The sequence below is a fragment of the Bosea vaviloviae genome, from assembly GCF_001741865.1.
Lineage (GTDB): Bacteria > Pseudomonadota > Alphaproteobacteria > Rhizobiales > Beijerinckiaceae > Allobosea > Allobosea vaviloviae.
On record NZ_CP017147.1, the window covers coordinates 44,923 to 65,900 of the forward strand.

The 20,978-nt window shown below is 65.7% G+C and carries 22 protein-coding genes; 18 read left to right on the forward strand and 4 right to left on the reverse strand.

Going from position 1 to position 20,978, the window contains the following annotated elements:
• Positions 1-167 precede the first annotated feature (167 nt).
• From BHK69_RS00185 to BHK69_RS00215, 7 genes are read left to right on the forward strand one after another with little or no spacing between them, the layout of a single operon-like run.
• Positions 168-380 (forward strand): hypothetical protein, encoded by a 213-nt coding sequence (locus tag BHK69_RS00185; protein WP_069688349.1) that lies wholly within the window; start codon positions 168-170, stop codon positions 378-380.
• Between the two features lie 39 nt (positions 381-419).
• A complete protein-coding gene (locus BHK69_RS00190; RefSeq protein WP_069688350.1) occupies positions 420-1,379 on the forward strand; it encodes a sulfonate ABC transporter substrate-binding protein in 960 nt (319 codons plus the stop codon).
• Between the two features lie 42 nt (positions 1,380-1,421).
• Positions 1,422-2,369, forward strand: a complete 948-nt coding sequence (locus tag BHK69_RS00195) for a sulfonate ABC transporter substrate-binding protein (protein ID WP_069688351.1) — start codon at positions 1,422-1,424, stop codon at positions 2,367-2,369.
• Entirely contained in the window at positions 2,366-3,541 is a 1,176-nt protein-coding gene (ssuD, locus tag BHK69_RS00200; protein WP_069688352.1) for an FMNH2-dependent alkanesulfonate monooxygenase, read from the forward strand. The genes BHK69_RS00195 and ssuD overlap by 4 nt, the downstream gene beginning before the upstream one ends.
• On the forward strand, positions 3,538-4,389 hold the full coding sequence (gene ssuC / locus BHK69_RS00205; protein ID WP_083269023.1) for an aliphatic sulfonate ABC transporter permease SsuC: 852 nt from the start codon (positions 3,538-3,540) through the stop codon (positions 4,387-4,389). The genes ssuD and ssuC overlap by 4 nt, the downstream gene beginning before the upstream one ends.
• Before the next feature lie 10 nt (positions 4,390-4,399).
• Positions 4,400-5,245 (forward strand): ATP-binding cassette domain-containing protein, encoded by an 846-nt coding sequence (locus tag BHK69_RS00210; protein ID WP_083269024.1) that lies wholly within the window; start codon positions 4,400-4,402, stop codon positions 5,243-5,245.
• A 14-nt stretch (positions 5,246-5,259) separates the two neighbouring features.
• Positions 5,260-5,829, forward strand: coding sequence for a flavin reductase family protein (locus BHK69_RS00215; RefSeq protein WP_069688353.1), 570 nt, complete (start codon positions 5,260-5,262; stop codon positions 5,827-5,829).
• Between the two features lie 5 nt (positions 5,830-5,834).
• Here BHK69_RS00215 and BHK69_RS00220 read toward each other — a convergent pair whose 3' ends face one another.
• From BHK69_RS00220 to BHK69_RS00235, 4 genes are all read right to left on the reverse strand, one after another.
• On the reverse strand, positions 5,835-6,614 hold the full coding sequence (locus BHK69_RS00220) for a VOC family protein (protein WP_069688354.1): 780 nt from the start codon (positions 6,612-6,614) through the stop codon (positions 5,835-5,837).
• A gap of 292 nt (positions 6,615-6,906) precedes the next feature.
• Entirely contained in the window at positions 6,907-7,221 is a 315-nt protein-coding gene (locus BHK69_RS00225; RefSeq protein WP_069688355.1) for an NIPSNAP family protein, read from the reverse strand.
• A 7-nt stretch (positions 7,222-7,228) separates the two neighbouring features.
• Positions 7,229-7,828, reverse strand: coding sequence for a nitroreductase family protein (locus tag BHK69_RS00230; protein ID WP_069688356.1), 600 nt, complete (start codon positions 7,826-7,828; stop codon positions 7,229-7,231).
• Positions 7,829-8,261: 433 nt separating this feature from the next.
• Positions 8,262-8,474 carry a transporter substrate-binding domain-containing protein gene (locus BHK69_RS00235; RefSeq protein ID WP_069688357.1) on the reverse strand — a complete coding sequence of 71 codons (213 nt, stop codon included), beginning with the start codon at positions 8,472-8,474 and terminating at the stop codon, positions 8,262-8,264.
• Between the two features lie 421 nt (positions 8,475-8,895).
• On the opposite strand from BHK69_RS00235, the gene BHK69_RS00240 reads away from it, so the two are divergent.
• The 11 genes from BHK69_RS00240 (at position 8,896) to BHK69_RS00285 (ending at position 20,901) form a co-directional block, all read left to right on the forward strand.
• Positions 8,896-10,038 (forward strand): acyl-CoA dehydrogenase family protein, encoded by a 1,143-nt coding sequence (locus BHK69_RS00240; protein WP_069688358.1) that lies wholly within the window; start codon positions 8,896-8,898, stop codon positions 10,036-10,038.
• Between the two features lie 121 nt (positions 10,039-10,159).
• Positions 10,160-10,300, forward strand: coding sequence for a hypothetical protein (locus BHK69_RS32500; RefSeq protein WP_158516131.1), 141 nt, complete (start codon positions 10,160-10,162; stop codon positions 10,298-10,300).
• Positions 10,297-11,820 (forward strand): xylulokinase, encoded by a 1,524-nt coding sequence (locus BHK69_RS00245; RefSeq protein WP_069688359.1) that lies wholly within the window; start codon positions 10,297-10,299, stop codon positions 11,818-11,820. Before BHK69_RS32500 ends, BHK69_RS00245 begins: the two co-directional genes overlap by 4 nt.
• Complete coding sequence (locus BHK69_RS00250; RefSeq protein ID WP_069688360.1) at positions 11,817-12,596, forward strand: SDR family NAD(P)-dependent oxidoreductase; 780 nt, start codon at positions 11,817-11,819, stop codon at positions 12,594-12,596. The genes BHK69_RS00245 and BHK69_RS00250 overlap by 4 nt, the downstream gene beginning before the upstream one ends.
• 4 nt (positions 12,597-12,600) lie before the next feature.
• Complete coding sequence (locus BHK69_RS00255) at positions 12,601-13,557, forward strand: ABC transporter permease (RefSeq protein WP_069688361.1); 957 nt, start codon at positions 12,601-12,603, stop codon at positions 13,555-13,557.
• Positions 13,558-13,597: 40 nt separating this feature from the next.
• On the forward strand, positions 13,598-14,539 hold the full coding sequence (locus tag BHK69_RS00260) for a sugar ABC transporter substrate-binding protein (RefSeq protein WP_069688362.1): 942 nt from the start codon (positions 13,598-13,600) through the stop codon (positions 14,537-14,539).
• A 214-nt stretch (positions 14,540-14,753) separates the two neighbouring features.
• The gene (locus tag BHK69_RS00265; protein WP_069688363.1) at positions 14,754-15,536 is read left to right on the forward strand and encodes an ATP-binding cassette domain-containing protein; all 783 of its coding nucleotides are present in this window, start codon (positions 14,754-14,756) and stop codon (positions 15,534-15,536) included.
• A 4-nt stretch (positions 15,537-15,540) separates the two neighbouring features.
• Positions 15,541-16,467 (forward strand): nucleoside hydrolase, encoded by a 927-nt coding sequence (locus BHK69_RS00270; protein WP_069688364.1) that lies wholly within the window; start codon positions 15,541-15,543, stop codon positions 16,465-16,467.
• A 267-nt stretch (positions 16,468-16,734) separates the two neighbouring features.
• Positions 16,735-17,256 (forward strand): hypothetical protein, encoded by a 522-nt coding sequence (locus BHK69_RS00275; RefSeq protein ID WP_069688365.1) that lies wholly within the window; start codon positions 16,735-16,737, stop codon positions 17,254-17,256.
• A 233-nt stretch (positions 17,257-17,489) separates the two neighbouring features.
• Positions 17,490-19,082 carry an ABC transporter substrate-binding protein gene (locus tag BHK69_RS00280; protein ID WP_069693241.1) on the forward strand — a complete coding sequence of 531 codons (1,593 nt, stop codon included), beginning with the start codon at positions 17,490-17,492 and terminating at the stop codon, positions 19,080-19,082.
• Between the two features lie 202 nt (positions 19,083-19,284).
• On the forward strand, positions 19,285-20,901 hold the full coding sequence (locus BHK69_RS00285; protein ID WP_083269026.1) for an ABC transporter substrate-binding protein: 1,617 nt from the start codon (positions 19,285-19,287) through the stop codon (positions 20,899-20,901).
• Positions 20,902-20,978 lie beyond the last annotated feature (77 nt).

A 20,978-nucleotide genomic window follows, 5' to 3' on the forward strand; every position in this document is an offset into this window, starting at 1 on the left:
TACCTCACCCACTTCGTAATACGAGGCTTGCTGCGCGTTTCGGCCTTCCTGCGCTCCACCCGATGTTGACCGCGCGCCCATTGCGCGCCCGGCCCGGCTGACGGCCGGGGCTTCACTCAATCATCGCAGACGAAAAGGCGCCGATCCCGCTCGGCGAAGGCAAAGCCATGTCTCAAGGCAAAGTCACGTCTCAAGCCATCATCATCGAAATCTCCGGCACGACAGCCGGCATCGTCGTCGGCTCCGCCGGAAACTTCCGCTTCTTTTCCTCCGAGCCGGCCTTCGACAGGCTCGACGGCCGGAGCTTTCATTCCGCCGAGCAGGCGCGCCGCACCGCCGCCGCGCATCGCACCGCCAAGGATGATCGCAAGGCCGCCTGAACCGTATCACCCCTCGATCCAGACAAGGGTCCTCACGCCATGGACCGTAGAAATTTCATCGCCAGCCTGGCCGGCTCGTCGCTCGTCCTCGCCTCGGGGGCCGCCATCGCCCAATCCAGCCCCTCGCCGAGGGAGTTGCGCATCGGCTTCCAGAAGAACGGCGTCCTGCTCATCGCCAAACAGCAGGGCGTGCTGGAAAAGCGCTTCAAGCCGCAAGGCATCGAGATCAAATGGGTCGAGTTCCAGTTCGGCCCGCCGCTGCTGGAGGCGCTGAACGTCGGCTCGATCGACTACGGCCCGACCGGCGACGCTCCCCCGATCTTCGCCCAGGCCGCCAAGGCGAACCTGCTCTATGTCGCAACGCAGGAGGCCGCCGGCTCCGGCGCCGCAATCCTGCTGCCGCCGAAATCGCCGATCCAGACGCTCGCTGAGCTCAAGGGCAAGAAGATCGCCTTCGCCAAGGCATCGAGCTCGCACAACCTCACCATCGCGGCGATCGAAAAGGCCGGGCTCGGCTATGACGAGTTCACGCCGGTCTATCTGCCGCCGGCCGATGCGCGCGCCGCCTTCGAGCGCGGCTCGGTCGATGCCTGGACGATCTGGGATCCCTTCTTCGCCATCGCCGAGGCCATTCCCGGCGTGCGCATCCTGTCGCTGTCGAAGGGCATCGTCTCGCAGAACTCGTTCTACCTCGCCAATCGCGACTTCACGACGAAGAACCCCGAGATCGTCGCGGCGATCAATGACGAGCTCGCCAAGGTCGCGCGCTGGGCCGACAGCCATCGCGGCGAGGTCGCCAGCGTCCAGGCGGCCGCGACCGGCCTGCCTATCGAGCCCTGGAAGCGCTCGGTCGAGCGCTCCGATTTCGTCATCGCGCCGCTCAATCCGCGCGTGCTCGACGAGCAGCAGCGCGTCGCCGACCGCTTCCACCGGCTCGGCCTGATCCCCAAGCCGATCAATGTCCGCGACATCGTCTGGGACTGGAAGCCGACCGCCTGAACGATCAGCCTCCTTCATGACCCCAAGAAAGATAATCATCCGATGATTTCGAAGAGATCGTTCCTGACCCTCTCGGCCGCGAGCCTGGCTCTTGGCCTGTCCGCGACCGGTGCCTCCGCGCAGGAGAAGACCCTGCGCGTCGGCTTCCAGAAATACGGCAAGATCGTCCTGCTCAAGGGCAAGGGCACGCTGGAGAAGGCGCTGGAGCCGCTCGGCTACAAGGTCACATGGACCGAGTTCCCGGCCGGCCCGCAATTGCTGGAAGCGGTCAATGTCGGGGCGATCGACATCGGCAACACCGGCGAAGCGCCGCCGATCTTTGCCCAGGCCGCAGGCGCACCGCTGGTCTATGTCGCCCATGAGCCGCCGGCACCGAAGGGCGAGGCCATCCTGGTGCCCAAAGGCAGCTCGATCCAGTCTGTCGCCGAGCTCAAGGGCAAGAAGGTCGCGCTGAACAAGGGCTCCAACGTCCATTACCTGCTGGTCAAGGCCCTGGAGAAGGCGGGCGTCGCCTATGCCGACATCACGCCGGTGTTCCTGACCCCGGCCGATGCGCGCGCCGCCTTCGAGCGCGGCGCAGTCGATGCCTGGGCGATCTGGGATCCTTTCCAGGCTGCGGCCGAGACAACGATCGGCGCGCGCACGCTCACTGATGGCACCGGCATCGTCGCCAACCACCAGTTCTATCTGGCGAGCGAGAAGCTCGTCGCCAATCACGACGCGGCCTTGAAGGTCTTCCTCAAGCAATTGAGCGAGGTCGATGACTGGGCCAAGGCCGACATCGCCGCCGTCGCCGAGGCGCTGAGCCCCTCGACCGGCATTCCAGCCCCGATCCTGCAGCTGGCGCTGGCGCGCCAGAGCTACGGGATCAGGCCGCTCGACGAAGCCACGATCGCCGAGCAGCAGCGCATCGCCGACACCTTCCACGCGCTCGGCCTGCTGCCCAAGCCCGTCACCATCGCCAGCGCCGTGAAGAGGATCGGCTCATGAGCGTCGCGCCTGCACAAAGCGCCAATGTCCTCTGGTTCCTGCCGACCCATGGCGACGGGCGCTATCTCGGCACGGCCACTGGCGGCCGCCAGACCGATTTCGCCTATCTGCGCCAGATCGCCCAGGCCGCCGACACGCTGGGCTATTACGGCGTCCTGCTGCCGACCGGCCGGAGCTGCGAGGATTCCTGGATCGTCGCCTCGGCGGTCGCGCCGCTGACGCAGAACCTGCGCTATCTCGTGGCGGTCAGGCCCGGCCTGCAATCGCCGACATTGGCGGCGCGTATGACCGCAACGCTCGACCGCGTCTCGAACGGGCGGCTGCTCGTCAATGTCGTCACCGGCGGAGACCCGGTCGAGAACGTCGGCGACGGCATCTTCCTGTCGCATGACGAGCGCTACGAGGTGACCCGCGAGTTCCTCTGCGTCTATTCCGCCCTGCTGCGCGGCGAGACCGTGCGGCATGAGGGCAAGCATATCCGCATCGAGGATGGGCAATTGCTCTATCCCTCGACGCAGGCCGGCGGGCCGCCGCTCTATTTCGGCGGCTCCTCGCCCGCTGCCATCGATGTCGCGGCTGAGACCATCGACAAATACCTGACCTGGGGCGAGCCGCCAGCGGCGGTCGCCGAGAAGATCGCCACAGTCTCCGCCGCGGCCAAGACTGCTGGACGGAAACTCTCCTTCGGCATCCGCCTGCACGTCATCGTCCGCGAGACCGAGGCCGAAGCCTGGGCAGCCGCCGACAAGCTGATCAGCCATCTCGACGACGCCACCATCGCCAAGTCGCAACAGATCTTCGCCCGCATGGATTCCGAGGGCCAGAGACGGATGTCGGCGCTGCATGGCGGCAACCGCGACAAGCTCGAGATCTCGCCCAATCTCTGGGCCGGCGTCGGGCTGGTGCGCGGCGGGGCCGGCACGGCCCTGGTCGGCAGCCCCGAGCAGGTGGCCGACCGGATCAAGGAGTACATGGCGCTCGGCATCGACAGCTTCATCCTGTCGGGCTACCCGCATCTGGAGGAGGCTTACCGCTTCGCCGAACTGGTCTTCCCGCTGCTGCCGCTCAACCACGGCAAGCCGGTGATCAACGGCATCGTCAATAACGGCCCCTTCGGCGAGACCATCGCCAATGACGCCAAGCCCGCGCAGAAACGGGTCGCAAGCTCATGACAGACCGCGCAGAACCGATCCCGCGCCCGCAACGCGCCAGCCTGCGCCTGCCCGACCTCAAGCTGCTGCAGCCCAAGTCACTACAGCCATGGCTTGCCCGCCTGACGCCCTGGCTGTTGCCGCTCGCCATCCTCGTGGTCTGGCAAGCGGCCGCGCGGCTGGGTTTCATCGCCGCCAATGTCCTGCCGGCGCCGAGCGACGTGCTCGCGGCAGGCTGGCGGCTGACGCTGAATGGGCAGCTCGCCGAGAACATCGCGGTCAGCTTCAAGCGCGCCATCTCCGGCTTCCTGCTCGGCGGCTCGCTCGCCTTCGCGCTTGGCCTGTTCAACGGCCTGTCCAAAACCTCCGAGCGTGTCACCGACACCACTATCCAGATGGTGCGCAACGTCCCGAACCTGGCGCTGATCCCGCTGGTTATCCTCTGGTTCGGCATCGAGGAGGAGGCGAAGCTGTTCCTAACCTCGCTCGGCGTCTTCTTCCCGATCTACATCAACACCTTCCATGGCGTGCGCACCGTCGACAGCCAGCTCGTCGAGATGGGCCGCTCCTATGGCATGAGCAATCTCGAGCTGTTCCGGCGCGTCATCCTGCCGGGCGCCCTGCCCTCGATCTTCGTCGGTGTGCGCTATGCGCTCGGCATCATGTGGCTGACGCTGATCGTGGCGGAGACGATCGCGGCCAATTCCGGCATCGGCTACATGGCGATGAATGCGCGCGAGTTCATGCTGGTCGACGTCGTCGTGCTGGCAATCGTGATCTACGCGGCGCTGGGCAAGCTCGCCGACTCGATCGTGCGCCTACTGGAGCGGCTCTGCCTGTCCTGGCACCCCGCCTTCCAGAAGTACTGAGGAGCCGGCGATGACGGCAGCGACATTAGCGACAGCGACATCGGCGCCCGGCGCCCGGCTTTTCGAGGCCCTGTTCGAGGACCCGTCGGCGAAGGCCCGGGCCGCGCGCGGCCAGCCGATCGCGATACGGGGCCTGAAGAAGCACTTCGGCGAGCTCGAGGTTCTGCGCGGGATCGATCTCGACGTGCCCGCTGGGCAGTTCCTCGCCATCGTCGGGCGCAGCGGCTGCGGCAAGAGCACGCTGCTGCGCATCCTCGCCGGCCTCGATACGCCAAGCGAAGGCACGCTCAGTCTCAGTCAGGCCGGCACTGCCGCCGCAACCCCGCGCATCATGTTCCAGGAGCCGCGCCTGCTGCCCTGGGCGCGCGTGCTCTCCAATGTCGAGGTCGGGCTGGGCGCCGAGCGCAAGCTGCCGGAGGCCGAGGAGCGCGCCTTCCAGACGCTGCGCGCCGTCGGGCTCGAAGCGAAGGCGCAGCAATGGCCGGCTCTGCTCTCTGGAGGCCAGCGCCAGCGCGTCGCGCTCGCCCGCGCCCTGGTCAGCCGGCCGCGCGTGCTGGCGCTGGACGAGCCGCTCGGCGCGCTCGACGCGCTGACCCGCATCGAGATGCAGGGCCTGCTGGAGCGGGTCTGGCTCGCCCAGGGCTTCACCGCGATCCTGGTGACCCATGACGTCTCCGAGGCGCTGACGCTCGCCGACCGCGTCGTGATGATCGACGAGGGCCGCATCACGCTCGATATCTCCGTCGACCTGCCGCGTCCGCGCCGGCGTGGCTCGGTCGACATCGCCTTGCTCGAAGAGCGCATCCTCAAGGATCTGATCCGCGAGGACGCCAACCCGCCCGAATACGCGATCTGAAGGAGATGAAAGCGATGGCCGTCATCACCCAGCTGCCCAAGGCGATCCGCCCGGTCCGCGACGACGCAGCCACCTTCCGCGCCGCCTTCCGTCATCTCGCCGGCGGCGTCAGCGTGATCACGACAGGGCACGGCGAAGACCGCACCGGCCTGACCGCGACCTCGGTCTCCTCGCTCTCGGCCGAGCCGCCGACCATCTTCTTCGGCCTCAATCTGAGCTCGTCGAGCTATCCCGTGCTCCAGCGTCACCGCAGTTTCGGCGTGAATTTCCTGAGTGCGACCCAAAAGCAGGTCGCCGACCGCTTCGCCGGCCGGGGCGGCGAGACGGGCGCCGCGCGCTATGCCGATGCGGAATGGACGCGCGGGGTATCCGGCGCACCGCTCCTGCTCGGCGCGCTGGCGAGCCTCGATTGCGAGGTCGAGGAAATCATCGAGCGCCACTCCCACGCCATCATCATCGGCCGGGTCCGGGAGGTCAGGCTCGGCCGCGACGACGCCGCCCTGGTCTACTGGCGCGGCGACTATGAACGGCTCGGCTGGATGATCGAGGAAGCCACGACCGCGCTGGGCTTGCGTGCCTATTAGAGCCCTCAGCGCTCCCTGACGATCTCAAGCCTCGCGCCATGAGTGAGGCGGGGGTCGAGAACCTCGTCCTTCCCGCCGAAGAACGAGATCGCATAGGCTCCCTGGCCACGCCTTTCGAGATGGCGCGTCAGCCCTTCGCAAGCCTCGGCCCGCCCCTCGACCAGCGACACGATCTGGCGGCCGAGCTGGAACTGCACGAGCCCGAAGCCGAGCCCCGGCACGCCGCCGCTGGCGATGGGCGCCATGCCGAGCAGGGTACGGTAGCGCGCTGCCGACACGTCAAGATCGCGGACCGCCACGGTCACGCCGGCGACGCCGGTGACCCCGTTCGCATGTTTGCGGGCAGCGCCCTCCGGCACGCGCAGCGCCCGCGCAGTGACATCCTCGCACAGGAAGGGAATGTCGCTTTCGGGCGGGCGCGCCGAACGCCAGGCGAGACGCGTGCCATCAGGCTGCAAGCGCGCGCCATCGATCGGGCCATCCATCTCGATTCCGTTGGCGCGGGCACGCGCCAGATCGACGTCGAGCGAATCCGGCAGCAGGGCGTAGTCGACCAGCCCGCTGCCGGCCTCGTCCAAGACGCGCCACCAGCGGAAGTCCGGCACCGGCCGGGAAAAGGCGATGATTTCGAGATAAGCGCCATCCGCCAGCACCACGAGCGCATTGCGCGAGCCGCGCGGATGCTCGCCGCCGGTCAGCACCGTGAAACCCAGCGCCTCATAGTCGCGAACGGCCTGATCGAGATCGGTGACGGCGATGACGATATGGTCGATCGAAAGCGGCATCGCGGGACATCCTTGTGAAAGAGAGCGTCTTCAAGCGAAGTGGAGACCGGTTCCCCCGCGCAAACGCGAAGCATTTGCTCGGAGAAACGCGTTAAAACAATGGTCTAGATCGTCATTGCGAACGAAGTGAAGCAATCCAGGGAGACGTGGGGCACGGCCCTCTGGATTGCTTCGTCGCTACGCTCCTCGCAATGACGGCCAGGGTTCGAGCCTCGAGCAGGATGCGAAAAAGCGGGCACCGGTTTTTCGCATTGATCCTGCTCTCACTCTTTGATGAGAGCCGGCGCGACGTTCAGCGCAACGGCGAGAACGCCGTGGGGCGCAGGATGCGGCTGCGCATCTCGAGCACATAGGGTGCGGCCTTGGCGCGGAACTCCTGCCAGCGCGGATCGGCCTCCATCGCCGCGCGCCGGCGCTCGCGATCGCCGGCATCCTCGAAGCGCCACATATGGACGACTTCGTTGACGACGCCCGTATCGGTGGTGAACCAGCCGATCAGGTGACCGAGATGCGAGACCTGCAGCTCCATGCCCTCGCGGACATAGAGGTCGAGATAGTCGCGCACATGGGCCGGCTTGATCGCGTAGGTGCGTTCATCGAGGATCATGATGTCGTCAGCCTGCCGGAAAGGCGCCTTCGAAGACGCTGGCCGAGAGCGGGTTGCGCTGGCTCGGGGTTTCACGCGCCTGCAGCGCCTCCGGCAATTGCGCCTTGTCGCCCGGCTTGCCGATCGCGACCACAGCCTCGACGCGGTAGCCGGCGGGTACGTTCAGTTCGGCCGCCGCGCGCACATGATCGAAGCCGACCATGCCATGGGCCTGCCAGCCCGACCGGGTCGCCTGCAAGGCGAGCTGGGCCCAGGCCGCCCCGGCATCGAAGGAATGGCTGTAGGACGGGATCTCTTCCGTCTTGCCGGGAACGGCCAGGGTCTGCTTGGAGACCACGATGACCAAAGCAGCGGCATGCTTCGCCCAGGAGGCGTTGAACTCGTTCAGCAGGCCGAGCAGCTTGTCCCAATGCGCCGTACCGCGCCGCGCATAGACGAACCGCCAGGGCTGCGAATTATAGGAGGACGGGGCCCAGCGCGCCGCCTCGAACAGGGACAAGAGCTCAGCCTCGGAGATGCCGTCGACGGTGAAGGCGCGCGGCGACCAGCGCTCGAGGAAAAGCGGGTCGATCGCATGCTCGGCGACGCGATGATTGATTGGTGTCATGGAAACATACCCTGCTGAATGCGTAGCGGTGGTGGTGGATTGAGCCGCGTCACGATCGGCAAGATAGTCCGGATCAGTGCATCGACGCCGCCCCTCATCCAATAGCAAGATACGCGTCCCCGGCATATCGCTGGATGACCCGTTTTCGGGCAGCGAGGCTTGCACTAACGGTTCTGTGAACCGCTACCCCGAGTGGCTCCAGCCGGCGCGGCAGGTCATCGCGAACCGTCCAGGCTGCGATATTGCCCCCGGTAGAAAATTAGAGGCGCATCGATCGGCTCGCAATGGAAGCTCGCGCGCACTCAAGCTCCCGACCACGCTGGTCATCCGGCAATCCTGCCAGGCGATTTCCCCCAGGGCACTCGCGATTGAGCCAGTTCGGCCATTCGTGCGGTCGCCCTTGTCCGTCGGCCGCGCGAACCGGCAACCTCGCTCAGAAGGTCGGCATCGGCGGCAGGGGCGACAGCAGGATGCCGAACCAGCGCTTGTTGATCTCGCTGAGCTGGCCGTTGGCGGCGATCTCGGCGATGAACTTGTTCGACCACTCCGCCAGCGCGGTATCAGCTTTGCGGAAGGCCATGCCGTTGGCCTGCTCCTTCAAAGTGATCTTCGGCTCGATGTTGAGCTGGGGATAGTCCTTGTTCAACTGCGCCAGGATGGTGTTGCTCGCGCCGATCGCCTGGATCTGGCTCGATCAAGACCAGGTTTCCTTGTTCCCAGATAGTCTGGAGTCGGGTTGAACCCGGCCACCGTGTTTTAAAGTCGCGCGAACCACATCGCTCCAGCAAGCGGCGCGGCCCGGCGACCCGTTCCTTAGAGCATTGCGCGGAGAAGTGGGTACCGGTTTTTCGCGAGAACGATGCGCTAAAATTCTCAGGAGCATGGCGCAGAAAAAGGAGGACCGACTTTCGAACGAGGCTCTCCAAAAGACCCTTGTCCTGCGGAGAGCCCCTCCGGCTCTAAAGTCGGGGCAGCAGCGCCTCGCCAATGAGGGTATCTCCCGAACGATCGAACTTTCATCCGGGCGCCCGCCCCGCTGCCTCGCCCCTCAAAGCCCTACCGCCGCCATGACAATCGACAGCGCCATCTACGACCAGATCCGCGACACCACGCGCCGCTTCGCCGACGATGTCATCCGTCCCGCGGCAGTGGAACTTGACCGCAGCGAGGCGTTTCCAGCCGAGATCTACCAGCAGATGGCCGAGCTCGGCTTGTTCGGCATCACCGTCCCCGAAGCGCTCGGCGGGGCGGGGCTCGACACGCTGGCTTATACGATCGTCATGGAGGAGTTGTCCCGGGGCTACGCCTCGGTCGCCGACCAATGCGGCCTGGTCGAGCTGATCGGGACGCTGCTCACGCGCTACGGCACAGCCGCGCAGCAGGCGCGCCATCTGCCGGATATCCTCAAGGCCCGCACCCGCGTCGCCTATTGCCTCACCGAGGCGGAGGCCGGCTCGGATCTGTCCAATCTCAGGACGACGGCGAAGCCCACGGCCGAGGGCTGGGTGCTGAACGGCGGCAAGCTCTGGATCCACAACGCGCCGGTCGCCGATCTCGGCTTCGTGCTGGCTTCGACCGACCCGCAGGCCAGGCATCGCGGCATGAGCATCTTCATCGTCGATCTGCACGCCAAGGGCGTCTCGCGCGGCCAGAAGGAACACAAGATGGGCCAGCGCGCGAGCCAGGTCGGTGGGCTGAGCTTCGATGATGTCCTCTTGCCCAGCGACGCCTTGCTCGGCGAAATCAGTCGCGGCTTCCACATCATGATGAGCGTGCTGGAAAAGGGACGCGTCGGCATCGGCGCGCTGGCGGTCGGCATCGCCCAGGCCGGGCTGCAGGCCGCGCTCGGCTACGCCCGGGAGCGCCGCCAGTTCGGCAAGCCGATCATCGAGAACCAGGGCCTGCAATGGATGCTGGCTGATATGGCCAAGGACATCGCCGCCGGCCGCGCTTTGGTCGAACGGGCGGCCGGGCTGATCGACGCAGGAGCCTCGGCGACCTCGGCCGCCTCGATCGCCAAATGTTTTGCGAGCGACATGGCCGTCGCCCAGACCGCCAACGCCGTGCAGATTTTTGGCGGCACCGGCTACATCCAGGGTTTCGAGGTCGAACGCCTCTACCGCGACGCCAAGATCACGCAGATCTATGAAGGCACGAACCAGATTCAGCGCACGATCATCGCCAGGGAGTTGATGAAGAACGGCGCCTGAAACGGCGCGCGCTGATCCTGCTATTCGGCAAACGACCCGGGGGACTGCGGCAGGCGCCGCTCGCGCCGGCTTGATTTCTCCCGGGCTTGTCTCTCACATGCGGCGCTGGAGGGGCCGCATTTTGATCGATCGTCAGGACATCGCCGGCAACCCGGAATGCAGCCGCCGGCCGGCGACGATCATCGGGATCGGCACTGCCTCGGTCCGCCACCTCATCGACCATTTCATCAGCCATCACCGGTCTCCAGGCGCCACCTCATGAGCGTCGTCCTTGCTTGCGATCTCGGCGGCACCAGCTTCCGTGCCGCGCTCGTCGATGCGCAGGGCGTGACGCTCGCCGAGAGCATGATCCTGGGGCCGGCGAGCCTCGACCAGATGGGTTGGTCGGAGATCGAACCGACCGCATGGTGGCAGATCCTGATCGAAGCCTGCTCCGCAATCGCGAAGGCGCAGCCGGCGCTGTTCTCTCATGTCCAGGCGGTGGCGATCTGCGGCGTCACGCGCACGCAAGTCTTCCTCGGACGCGACGGCGAGCCGTTGCGCCCCGCCATGACCTGGAAGGATACGCGCTCGGAAGCTGCCGCCACCCGCCTGCGCCAGCGGCTCGGCGACGCGCACCCCGAAAGCGCGCGGATCAACGCCTTCCATCCCCTGGCGCGCCTTGCCTGGTTGCGCGAGGAGGAGGAAGCGACCTTCCTGAGCCTCGGTTCGGTGCTGGAGCCGAAGGATTATCTGAATTTCAGGCTGACCGGCCGCCAGGCCGGCGACCCGGTCTCGATGGCGCGCCTGCTCGCCTCTGCCGAGATCGTCGCAGGCGCAGATCCGCTCGCCGCGGTCGGCCTCTCCTCGGCGATCCTGCCCGAGCTGCTGGAGCCTTGCCAGGCCGTCAGGCCGGTCCAGGCCGGTTTGCCCGCTCCGTTCGACACGATCGCGGGCGTGCCGGTGTTCTGCTCGTCCAACGACACCTGGGCCGCCGTCACCGGGCTCGGCGCCATGCGGCCGGGCTATGCCTACAACATCTCCGGCACAACCGAGGTGCTCGGCGTCGTCAGCGAGCACGCGGCAGAAGCCGAGGGGCTGATGACCGTCGACTGGCGCGGCCTGTCGCAGCTCGGCGGTCCCAGCCAGAACGGCGCCGATACGGTGTCCTGGCTGCTCTCGCTGCTGGCACGCGGCGATGGCGACCGCGCCGCCATCGGACGCGATATCGACGCCCTGCTCACTGGGCCGCGTCACGCCCAGCCGCTGCTCTTCCTGCCCTATCTGCAGGGCGAGCGCGTGCCTTACTGGAATCCGTCGCTGCGTGGCGCCTTCATCGGCCTCAATCGCCAGCATGGCGCGACCGACCTTGCCTGGGCAGTGCTGGAAGGCGTCGCCTTCCTCAACCGCATCGTGCTGGAGCGGGCGGAAGCCGCGCTCCGTGCGCCGGTCTCGGAAATCCGCTTCGGCGGCGGCGCGGCCAACAACCGGCTCTGGTGCCAGATCAAGGCCGATATCTGCCGCCGGCCTGTCGTGGTCGGCCATGCGAAGGAGCCTGGCATCCTCGGCGCCGCGATCATCGCCTGGACGGGGCTTGGCCGCTTCGCCTCGCTCGCCGAGGCGCAGGCCGCGCTGGTCGGCGTCGCCGCGCGCTTCGAGCCCGACCCGGCGCGCGCCGCGCGCTACGACACCCTGTTTTCGCTCTACCGCCGCAGCGAAGCAGCGCTCGCGCCGATCTCGACCGAGCTTGCGGGCCTGTCGCGCAGCACTGATGCCCCGACCACGAGGAGGCCCGCGCCATGAGCGCTCCCGTCACGCTCGTCACCGGCGCATCGGGCGGCATCGGCGGCGCGCTCGCCGCGATGTTGTCTGCTGCCGGCCATCGGCTCGTCCTCTCCGGGCTCGATGCCGCACCACTTGAGGAGATGGCCGAGGCAATCGCCCGCTCAGGCGGCGAGGTCGCGACGCTTGCCGGCGATGTCCGGGAACGCGATTTGCCGCAGGACCTCGTCGATCTCGCCATCGCGCGCTTTGGCCGGCTCGACAACCTCGTCACGGCGGCGGGAGCCTCCCGGTCCGTCAAGCTCGTCGAGATGGAAGACGATGAGTGGGACAAGCTCGTCGACATCAACCTGTCGGCGGTCTTCCGCATCTCCAAGGCCGTGACGAAGCAATTGATCGCACAGGGCGAGGGCGGCGCGATCGTCCACATCTCCTCGATCGCCCATGCCAATGGCGGTGCAAATCTCGCTTACGGCGCGGCCAAGGGTGGCGTCGCCACCTTGACCTATGGCATGGCCCAGCAGCTCGGCCCGCATGGGATCCGGGTCAACGCGGTCGCGCCCGGCATCATCGATACGCCGATGGTGCGGGGCGGCTTCGCGCAGCAATTCAACGCCCTGGTCGCGAGCGCGGCGGTCCGCACGCCGCTCGGCCGGCTGGGCAAGCCTGAGGATGTCGCAGCCGTGATCGCCTTCCTGCTCTCGCCCGGAGCCGCCTTCGTCACCGGCGCGCTGATCCCGATCACCGGCGGCATCGAGATCCTGTCGCCGCTCTCGACCATCGCTAGGGGAGCCTGAGACGGTGCTTGGACTCAGCTGGCGCGATGTGGTCGGACATTATGGCACGGCGATCGCCGGGCTCGTCCTGATCGCCTTCTTCCTGATTTTCGCGCCGAATTTCGCCAGCCCGACCAATATCGTCAATGTGCTGAAGGATACGAGCTGCCTCGCCATCCTGGCGCTCGGCTTCGCGCTCGCCTTCACCGTCGCCGAGCTCGATCTCTCGATCGCCGAGACGGCGAGCCTGGCGGCCGTCGTCTGTGGCTGGCTGATCCAGTCGCAATATCCGCCCATCGTCGCCGTCGCGGCTGCGATCGGCGTCGGTGGCGCGCTCGGCCTGTTCAACGGTTTCGGCGTCACCGTGCTGCGCATCCCCTCGCTGATCATGACGCTGGGCACGGCGGCGATCGCCAAGGGCCTGGCCTTCATGATCACGCAGGGCATCGCCTTCGTCGGGCGCTGGCCGGTCGGTTTCACCGGGTTGGCGCGCGGCACCTCCTTCGGCATTCCCAATCTCGTCCTCTGGATGACGGCGGTCACGCTCTTCGCCTATGGCCTGGTCAAATGGACCCGCATCGGCGCGCATATGGTGGCGACCGGCGAGGCTGACGAAGCCGCGCGGCTCGCCGGCATTGCGACGGGCAGGATGAAGCGGATCGGCCTGCTGCTGACCGGGCTCTTCGCCGGCATCACGGCCATGCTGCTGGCGGCGAGCCTGTCCTCTGCCGCGCCCAATATGGCGGGCGATTATCTGCTCTATGCGATCGCCGCCATGCTGCTCGGCATGACCATGTTCGAGCCCGGCAAGCCCAATGTGCCCGGCACGGTCTTCGCCGCGCTGGTGCTGAAGGTTCTCGGCAATGGCTTGGTCATGATGGGCGCACCCTATTACGCTCAGGATATCGTTCTCGGCGTCATCATCATCGGCTCGGTCGCCTTCTCGGCCAGCGCGATGAAGAAGGCGGCGTTCAAGGTCTGAAAGACAGGGTAAGTTCTAAAAGACAGGGGGAGAGTTCATCATGTCAGGGTTTCGCAAATTCCTGGTCGCGACTGCGACGCTGGTCGCACTTTGCCAATCGGCTGGGGCCTTCGAGGTCGGCGTCATCGGCTTCCAGTTCTCCTCGGAGACGCATGCGCGCGTCGCCAATGCCGCCACCGCCGCGGCCAAGGCCAAGGGCTGGGGCGTGACGCTGCTGAACTCGGAAGGCTCGCTGCCCAAGCATGCCGAGCAGTTCGACGCGCTGATCGCCAAGAAGGTCGATGCGATCATCATCGCCATGGGCAAGCCGGTCGAGGCGGACGCCCAGTTCAAGGCGGCCAAGGATGCCAAGATCCCGGTGATTACCGTGCAATCAGGCGCGAGCCCGCATGCGCTATTCGATATCCAGAGCAATGAATACAAGATCGGCGCCGATGCCGCGCTCTATCTGCTCGGCCAGCTCGGCTATCAGGGCAGCATCGTCACCGCCCGCTTCGACCTCAACGTCGCCTCGCGCATCCGTGGCAAGGTGCTGGACAATGTGCTGGCCGAGAACCAGGGCGTGAAGGAGCTCGGCAAGTTCTCGATGGCCCGTACCCAGAGCTGGAGGGATGATGTCCGCGCCGGCATGCAGGCGCTGCTGCTGCAGAACCAGGGCAAGATCAACGGCATCTGGGCCTCCTTCGACGGCCAGGCCTACATCATCGACGACCTGCTGCAGGCCCAAGGCGTCAAGAAGGGCCAGATCCCACTGGTCTCGGTCGATGGCGGCAAGGAAACCTATGCCCGCATCGCCGACCCGGCCTCAACCTTCACCGCGACGGTCTCGATCCCCTTCGAGGAGATGGGCAAGCAGGCGGTCGACGCGATCCAGACCATCGTCGTCGACAAGAAGCCGAAGGAGACGGTGACCAGCGGCCCCTATCTCTTCACCGAGGCCGTGCTGGTCGACAAGACCAATGTCGACAAGTTCCTGAAGTGAGCTCTTGCCTTCTCCCCTCCCATCTCGGGCTTGCCCGAGATGGGCAACCCAGAGTGTCAAAGTCGGCTGTTGCCGACTTTGATGGGGAGAAGGTGGCAGTGCGAAGCGCTGACGGATGAGGGATGTCACACATGCCCTCATCCGTCCTTCCCTCATCCGACCCGGCTGACGCCGGGCCACCTTCTCCCCCGAGGGGAGAAGGAAGGAGCGCGTGATGTCCACCGACAGCCTCGACAATCTGCCCACTCCCCTCCTCTCGCTGCGCGGCGTCAGCAAGAGCTATGGCGCCGTCGCCGCCGTGCGCGAGGTCGACCTCGACATCTTCCCCGGTGAGGTCGTGGCGATCTGCGGCGACAATGGCGCGGGCAAGTCGAGCCTGATCAAGGTCATCTCCGGCGCGGAGGAACCGACGGCCGGCGCGCTCGCCATGCGCGGCAAGCCAGTCGCTTTCGCTTCGCCGCAAGAGGCCCTCAAGCATGGCGTCGCAACGATCTACCAGGATCTCGCGCTTGCCCCGCGCCTCTCCATCGCCCAGAACGTCTTCATGGGCTCGGAGCTGACGAGGCCGGTCTTGCTGCCCTTCCTGCGTGTGCTCGACAAGGCGCGGATGCGGGAGCAGGCGCGCGGCTTCCTCGCGCAGCTCTCGGTCACTGTCGCCGACATGGACCGCCCGGTGGAGCGGCTCTCCGGCGGCCAGCGCCAGGCGGTCGCGATCTCGCGTGCCCTGCGCTGGAACGCCGAGATCATCATCATGGACGAGCCGACGGCGGCGCTGGGCGTCAAGGAGACGGCGCTGGTGCTCGACCTGATCCGCAAGTTGAAGGCGGACGGGCGCACCGTGATCCTGATCAGCCACAACATGCGCGATGTCGTGGCGCTGGCCGACCGGGTCGTGATCATGGGAGCGGGCCGCAAATATGTCGACCGGCCGATCGGCGATCTCAGCGCCGACGACATCGCCCATATGATCATGAGCGGCAACGCCAAGGCGGCCTGAAGCGATGCGCGAGACGATCATCATCGACACCGATCCGGGCCAGGACGACGCGGTTGCCCTGTTGCTCGCCTTCGCCAGCAGAGACCGGCTCGATCTGCGCGCCCTCACGACGGTCGCCGGCAATGTCCCCGTCGCCCAGACGACCGCAAACGCGCTGCGCATCCGTGAGCTTGCCCGCGCCGAGACACCCGTCCATCGCGGTGCCGAAAGCCCCCTGCTCTTCCCACTCGAAACCGCCGAATTCGTCTGCGGGCCGGACGGACTGGCCGGCGCCGATCTGCCGCCACCCCAGGGCGAACCCGCGCCCGGCCATGCCGTCGAGGCGATCATCGCACTTTGCCGCGCTGCGCCCGATGACAGCGTCACGCTCTGCCCGCTCGGGCCGCTGAGCAATCTCGCGCTCGCCTTCCGCCTCGCGCCCGACATCCTGCCGAAGGTGAAGCGCATCGTCTCGATGGGCGGGGCGCTCGGGCTCGGCAACATGACGCCGGCAGCCGAGTTCAACATCTATGTCGATCCTCATGCCGCGGCGATCGTCTATGGCTGCGGCCGGCCGATCGTGATGATGGGCCTTGGCGTGACGCATCAGGCGCTCGCTAGCCATGAACAGGTCGCCGCGATCGGCGCGCTCGGCACCGCGACCGGCAAGGCGATCCACGGCATGCTGACACGGCCGCGACCCGGCGGGCTCGGCACCGCCGGTCACCCGATGCATGACCCCTGCGTCATCGCTTTCCTGCTCTGGCCCGAACTGTTCGAGGGACGCGATTGCTTCGTCGAAGTCGAGACCTCGGACGGTTCCCAGCGCGGCCGCACCACGATCGACTGGAACGGCCGGCTGAAACGCCCGGCCAATGCCCATGTCGTCGCGGGCGTGCAAGCACATGAACTGTTCGAGCGCATGACCCAGCGCCTCGCCACCCTCGCCTGACCGGAAGACGTCGGCACGCCCTAAGTGGCTGGCTTGGAATGAACCGAGCGATATCAGAGACTTCCGATCGCTTGCCGTCATCCGCGCCGTCATCCTGGACAAGCCGCGTCAGCGGCGCAGCTCCGGGATCCATCGTAGAGCGCAGCTCCATACGATGGATCCCGGGTCGAAGCTTCGCTTCGCCCAGGATGACGGCGCGTAGGTGACAGAGACAGAGCCCATTAAAATCTTTGGCTTCATTTCGCGTAAGGCTCCAAGGAGATCTGCATGCCCCATTTCGTCGAAGAGCTTCAGCAGGAAGCGGCCGGCGCCATCGCGCGCATGAAGCAAGCCGCGCTCGCCGCCCGCCATATCCACGCTCGCGCCGAACTGATGCGGCACATGCTGACGACCGCACGCAAGGTCGCCGACAAGCCAAAGGCCGAGGCTGTGGAGACCGTCGTGACCGAGTGGATGCAGGCCTGGAATCTCGAACGCACGCAATGGCCCCATATCGCCCGCGAGATGGAGAGCTTCACCGAGGCCTTCCACGACTACGCCAACGCGCCCTCGGACGCGCATGACGCCGCTTTGCGCGAAACCTGCGCGGCGCTCGACGCGGTGCTCGCGCGCGAGGGCACCTCAATCTCAGACCAGATGGCCTGGCGCTCTCAATGCGCCCATGGCTGGTGGGACAGGGTCAGCCCGACGCCTGCCGACCTGCCGGGCGGCAAGCCGCGCCCGTCCATTCCGCAGCCGGCAGCCAACACGCCGTTCTGGGACCAGGCTTGCGCCAACTTCTGCCGCTGAAACGGCCGTCAAGACGATCCTGTACCATGCATCTGAGCCATTTGGATAAGACGCCCCGCCTTGCAACCCTAGCAAATCCGCTACCCAGCTTGCTCGCATTCCAATAAGCTCCGTCCCAATCGGGACCAAGTTCCGGCCGGGCCGAGGCTCGCGCCATGGTCCCATGAAAAGATCGGACGGAGTTGGGCCTGAACGACCCCGATCCGCGCGATCACAAACTGGGGAAGCTGATCATGAAGAAGATTTTGCTGGCCACGCTCTCGGCGTCGGCCTTGATCGCGGCACAGCCGCTGATGGCCAAGACCCTGATCTATTGCTCCGAAGGCAGCCCCGAGAATTTCGCGCCGAGCATCAACACCACCGGCACCTCCTTCGACGCCAACACCCAGATCTACGACACCATCGTGCAGTTCGAGCGCGGCGGCACCAAGGTCGAGCCGGCGCTCGCCCAGAAATGGGAGATCTCGGCGGACGGGCTGACCTACACCTTCAGCCTGCGCAAGGGCGTGAAGTGGCACAACACTCGCGCCTTCAAGCCGACGCGCGACTTCAACGCCGACGACTTCATCTTCATGATCGACCGGCAGTGGAAGGAGAGCGACCCGTATTTCAAAGTCACCAGCTCGAACCACTCCTATTTCAACGACATGGGCATGCCCAAGCTGCTGAAATCGGTCGAGAAGGTCGACGACTACACCGTCAAGATCACGCTCAACCAGCCCGAGGCGCCGTTCCTCTCCGACCTCGCGATGCAGTATGCCAGCATCCAGTCCAAGGAATATGCCGACGCCATGCTCAAGGCCGGCACGCCTGAAAAGATCGACCAGGATCCGATCGGCACCGGCCCGTTCTCGCTGGTGCAGTACCAGAAGGACGCGATCATCCGCTACAAGGCCTTTCCGGATTACTGGGCCGGCAAGGCCAAGATCGACGACCTGATCTTCGCGATCACGCCTGACGCCTCCGTCCGCTGGGCCAAGCTCCAGAAGGGCGAATGCCATGTCATGCCCTATCCGAATCCGGCCGATCTGGACGCGATCAGGAAGGACGCCAATGTCCAGATCCTGGAGCAGCCGGGTCTGAACATCGGCTACCTCGCCTACAACACCACCAAGAAGCCCTTCGACAACGTCAAGGTCCGCCACGCGGTCAATATGGCGATCAACAAGAAGGCGATCATCGACGCGGTCTATCTGTCGAGCGGCATCGCCGCGATCAACCCGATCCCGCCCTCGATGTGGTCCTATAACGAGACCATCAAGGATGATCCCTTCGATCCGGACGCCGCCAAGAAGGCGCTGGCCGAGGCGGGCTATCCCAACGGGATGGAGATCGACCTCTGGGCGATGCCGGTGCAGCGTCCGTATAATCCCAACGCCAAGCGCATCGCCGAACTGATGCAGGCCGACCTCGCCAAGGTCGGCGTCAAGGCCGAGATCAAGAGCTTTGAGTGGGGCGAGTACCGCAAGCGCATGCAGAATGGCGAACACCAGACCGGCATGCTCGGCTGGACCGGCGACAATGGCGATCCCGACAACTTCCTGCACACCCTGCTCGGCTGCGATTCCGCCAAGACCAACGGCTCGAACGTCGCCAAGTTCTGCTTCCCGGCCTTCGAGGAGCTGGTGCAGAAGGCCAAGACGATCTCCGACCCGGCGCAACGCACCGAGCTCTATCGCCAGGCTCAGGTGATCTTCAAGGAGCAGTCGCCCTGGTTCACCATTGCGCATGCGGTGCAGTTGAAGCCGATCCGCAAGGAGGTGAAGGACTTCAAGCTTTCGCCCTTCAGCCGCCATGTCTTCTACGGCGTCGACATCGCCAATTGAGGCCTCGGCCCGCCTGATGCACTGACGGTTGGGCGCGGCTTTCGAGCCGCGCCCGTTTTGCTAGAGCGTTTTCGAGCGAAGTAGCTACCGGTTCGCGTGAAGAAAACGCGTAAAAAGACAAAGAGCCCAGCGCGGATTTTACAAAAGCGGAAACCGGCTTTCGCATCCTGCTCGGCCTTTGATTGTCTTCGGAGAGACCACCATGTCCGTTCGCATGTTCGCCGCCGCTGCGGCCCTTGGCTTGAGCGCCCTCCTGCAGCCGAGTACGGCTGGCGCGCAAACCCTCGTCGTCTGTTCCGAAGCGAGTCCCGATTTCCTCAATCCGCAATTCTCGTCGCAGAACACCGCCTATGATGTCGCGGCCCAGATCTACGACAAGCTGGTCACGACCGAGCGCGGCGGCTCGCAGATCATTCCCAGCCTCGCCGAATCCTGGACGATCTCGGATGACGGCCTGACCTACACCTTCAAGCTGCGCCGCGGCGTGAAGTGGCACTCCAGCAAGATCTTCACGCCGACGCGCGACTTCAACGCCGACGACGCGGTCTTCACGATCACGCGGATGTTCGACGAGAACCACCCCTATTACAAAGTCGGCGGCTCGAATTACCAATTCTTCGGCGAGATCGTGAAGCCGAGCCTGAAGGCGGTCGAGAAGCTCGACGACTACACCCTCAAGCTCACGCTGACCAAGCCCTACGCACCGCTCCTGAGCGCGCTCTCGGTCGAGCCGATGTCGATCCTCTCGGCCGAATATGCCGATGCGATGATGAAGGCGGGCACGCCCGAGCAGGTCAATCAGGCGCCGATCGGCACCGGCCCCTTCTCCCTCGTCATCTATCAGAAGGATGCGACGATCCGCTTCAAGGCGGTGCCGGACCATTGGACCAAGGCAGTCGGCAATCGCGACCGCATGGCGCTGGTCAACGACCTGATCTTCGTGATCACGCCCGACGCCTCGGTGCGCTACGCCAAGGTCAAGTCCGGCGAGTGCCAGATCGCGCGCTATCCCAATCCCGGCGACCTGCCGGCGATGCGGGCCGACACCAACCTGACCATGCTCTCGGGCAGCATTGCCGATCAGAGCTTCCTTGCCTTCAACCAGCAGAAGAAGCCCTTCGACGACAAGCGCGTGCGCGAGGCGCTGGTTTACGCGACCAATATCCCCGCCATCATCGACGCGGTCTATCAGGGCACCGGCAAGCAGGCGGCGGCGCTCGTGCCGCCCTCGCTGTGGTCGCATGACGACGCCTTGAAGCCGCGCCCCTACGACCCCGAGAAGGCCAAGGCGCTGCTCGCCGAGGCCGGCTACCCCAACGGTTTCAAGACCGTGCTCTGGGCCATTCCGGTGGTGCGCGCCTATATGCCCAATGGCCGGCGCGCCGCCGAACTGATCCAGGCCGATTGGGCCAAGATCGGCGTCCAGGCCGAGATCCAGAGCTATGAATGGGGCGAATATCTCAAGCGCGGCCGTGCCGGCGACCATGAGGTCGGCATGTTCGGCTATACCTGGGACTATCCCGATCCGAGCCAGATCCTGCTCTCGGGCTGGCATTGCGACGGCGTCAAATCCGGCGCCAACCGGGCGCGCTGGTGCAACAAGGAGTTCTCCGATCTCCTGACCAAGGCCAACACGATCACCGACCAGGCCGAGCGCACCAAGATGTTCGTGCGCATGCAGGAAATCTTCCAGGAGGATGTCGGCGGACTGCTCTTCGCCAATGCGCAGGCTTTCACGCCGGTGCGCAAGGACGTCAAAGACTACAAGATCCACTTCTTCGGCGGCCAGCCCTTCGTCGGCGTCTCGCTGGCGAAATGACCTGAAAAACCGGACGCGGCCCTCTCAACGCCGCGCCCGGATTGCCTAATCCACAGGCAGGATTTGCAGGTGCGCTC

What these genes read in the sequence shown, in the direction of transcription:
- BHK69_RS00225 (WP_069688355.1), bottom strand. Translation starts at nt 7,221, where the DNA reads ATGATCCTCGATGAACGCACCTACGCGATCAAGCCGGCCCATGTGCGC.
- BHK69_RS00215 (WP_069688353.1), top strand. Translation starts at nt 5,260, where the DNA reads ATGGCCGTCATCACCCAGCTGCCCAAGGCGATCCGCCCGGTCCGCGAC.
- BHK69_RS00185 (WP_069688349.1), top strand. Translation starts at nt 168, where the DNA reads ATGTCTCAAGGCAAAGTCACGTCTCAAGCCATCATCATCGAAATCTCC.
- BHK69_RS00260 (WP_069688362.1), top strand. Translation starts at nt 13,598, where the DNA reads ATGTCAGGGTTTCGCAAATTCCTGGTCGCGACTGCGACGCTGGTCGCA.
- BHK69_RS00285 (WP_083269026.1), top strand. Translation starts at nt 19,285, where the DNA reads ATGTCCGTTCGCATGTTCGCCGCCGCTGCGGCCCTTGGCTTGAGCGCC.
- BHK69_RS00230 (WP_069688356.1), bottom strand. Translation starts at nt 7,828, where the DNA reads ATGACACCAATCAATCATCGCGTCGCCGAGCATGCGATCGACCCGCTT.
- BHK69_RS00245 (WP_069688359.1), top strand. Translation starts at nt 10,297, where the DNA reads ATGAGCGTCGTCCTTGCTTGCGATCTCGGCGGCACCAGCTTCCGTGCC.
- BHK69_RS00190 (WP_069688350.1), top strand. Translation starts at nt 420, where the DNA reads ATGGACCGTAGAAATTTCATCGCCAGCCTGGCCGGCTCGTCGCTCGTC.
- ssuC (WP_083269023.1), top strand. Translation starts at nt 3,538, where the DNA reads ATGACAGACCGCGCAGAACCGATCCCGCGCCCGCAACGCGCCAGCCTG.
- BHK69_RS00275 (WP_069688365.1), top strand. Translation starts at nt 16,735, where the DNA reads ATGCCCCATTTCGTCGAAGAGCTTCAGCAGGAAGCGGCCGGCGCCATC.
- BHK69_RS00210 (WP_083269024.1), top strand. Translation starts at nt 4,400, where the DNA reads ATGACGGCAGCGACATTAGCGACAGCGACATCGGCGCCCGGCGCCCGG.
- BHK69_RS00265 (WP_069688363.1), top strand. Translation starts at nt 14,754, where the DNA reads ATGTCCACCGACAGCCTCGACAATCTGCCCACTCCCCTCCTCTCGCTG.
- BHK69_RS00280 (WP_069693241.1), top strand. Translation starts at nt 17,490, where the DNA reads ATGAAGAAGATTTTGCTGGCCACGCTCTCGGCGTCGGCCTTGATCGCG.
- BHK69_RS00195 (WP_069688351.1), top strand. Translation starts at nt 1,422, where the DNA reads ATGATTTCGAAGAGATCGTTCCTGACCCTCTCGGCCGCGAGCCTGGCT.
- BHK69_RS00250 (WP_069688360.1), top strand. Translation starts at nt 11,817, where the DNA reads ATGAGCGCTCCCGTCACGCTCGTCACCGGCGCATCGGGCGGCATCGGC.
- BHK69_RS00240 (WP_069688358.1), top strand. Translation starts at nt 8,896, where the DNA reads ATGACAATCGACAGCGCCATCTACGACCAGATCCGCGACACCACGCGC.
- ssuD (WP_069688352.1), top strand. Translation starts at nt 2,366, where the DNA reads ATGAGCGTCGCGCCTGCACAAAGCGCCAATGTCCTCTGGTTCCTGCCG.
- BHK69_RS00220 (WP_069688354.1), bottom strand. Translation starts at nt 6,614, where the DNA reads ATGCCGCTTTCGATCGACCATATCGTCATCGCCGTCACCGATCTCGAT.
- BHK69_RS00270 (WP_069688364.1), top strand. Translation starts at nt 15,541, where the DNA reads ATGCGCGAGACGATCATCATCGACACCGATCCGGGCCAGGACGACGCG.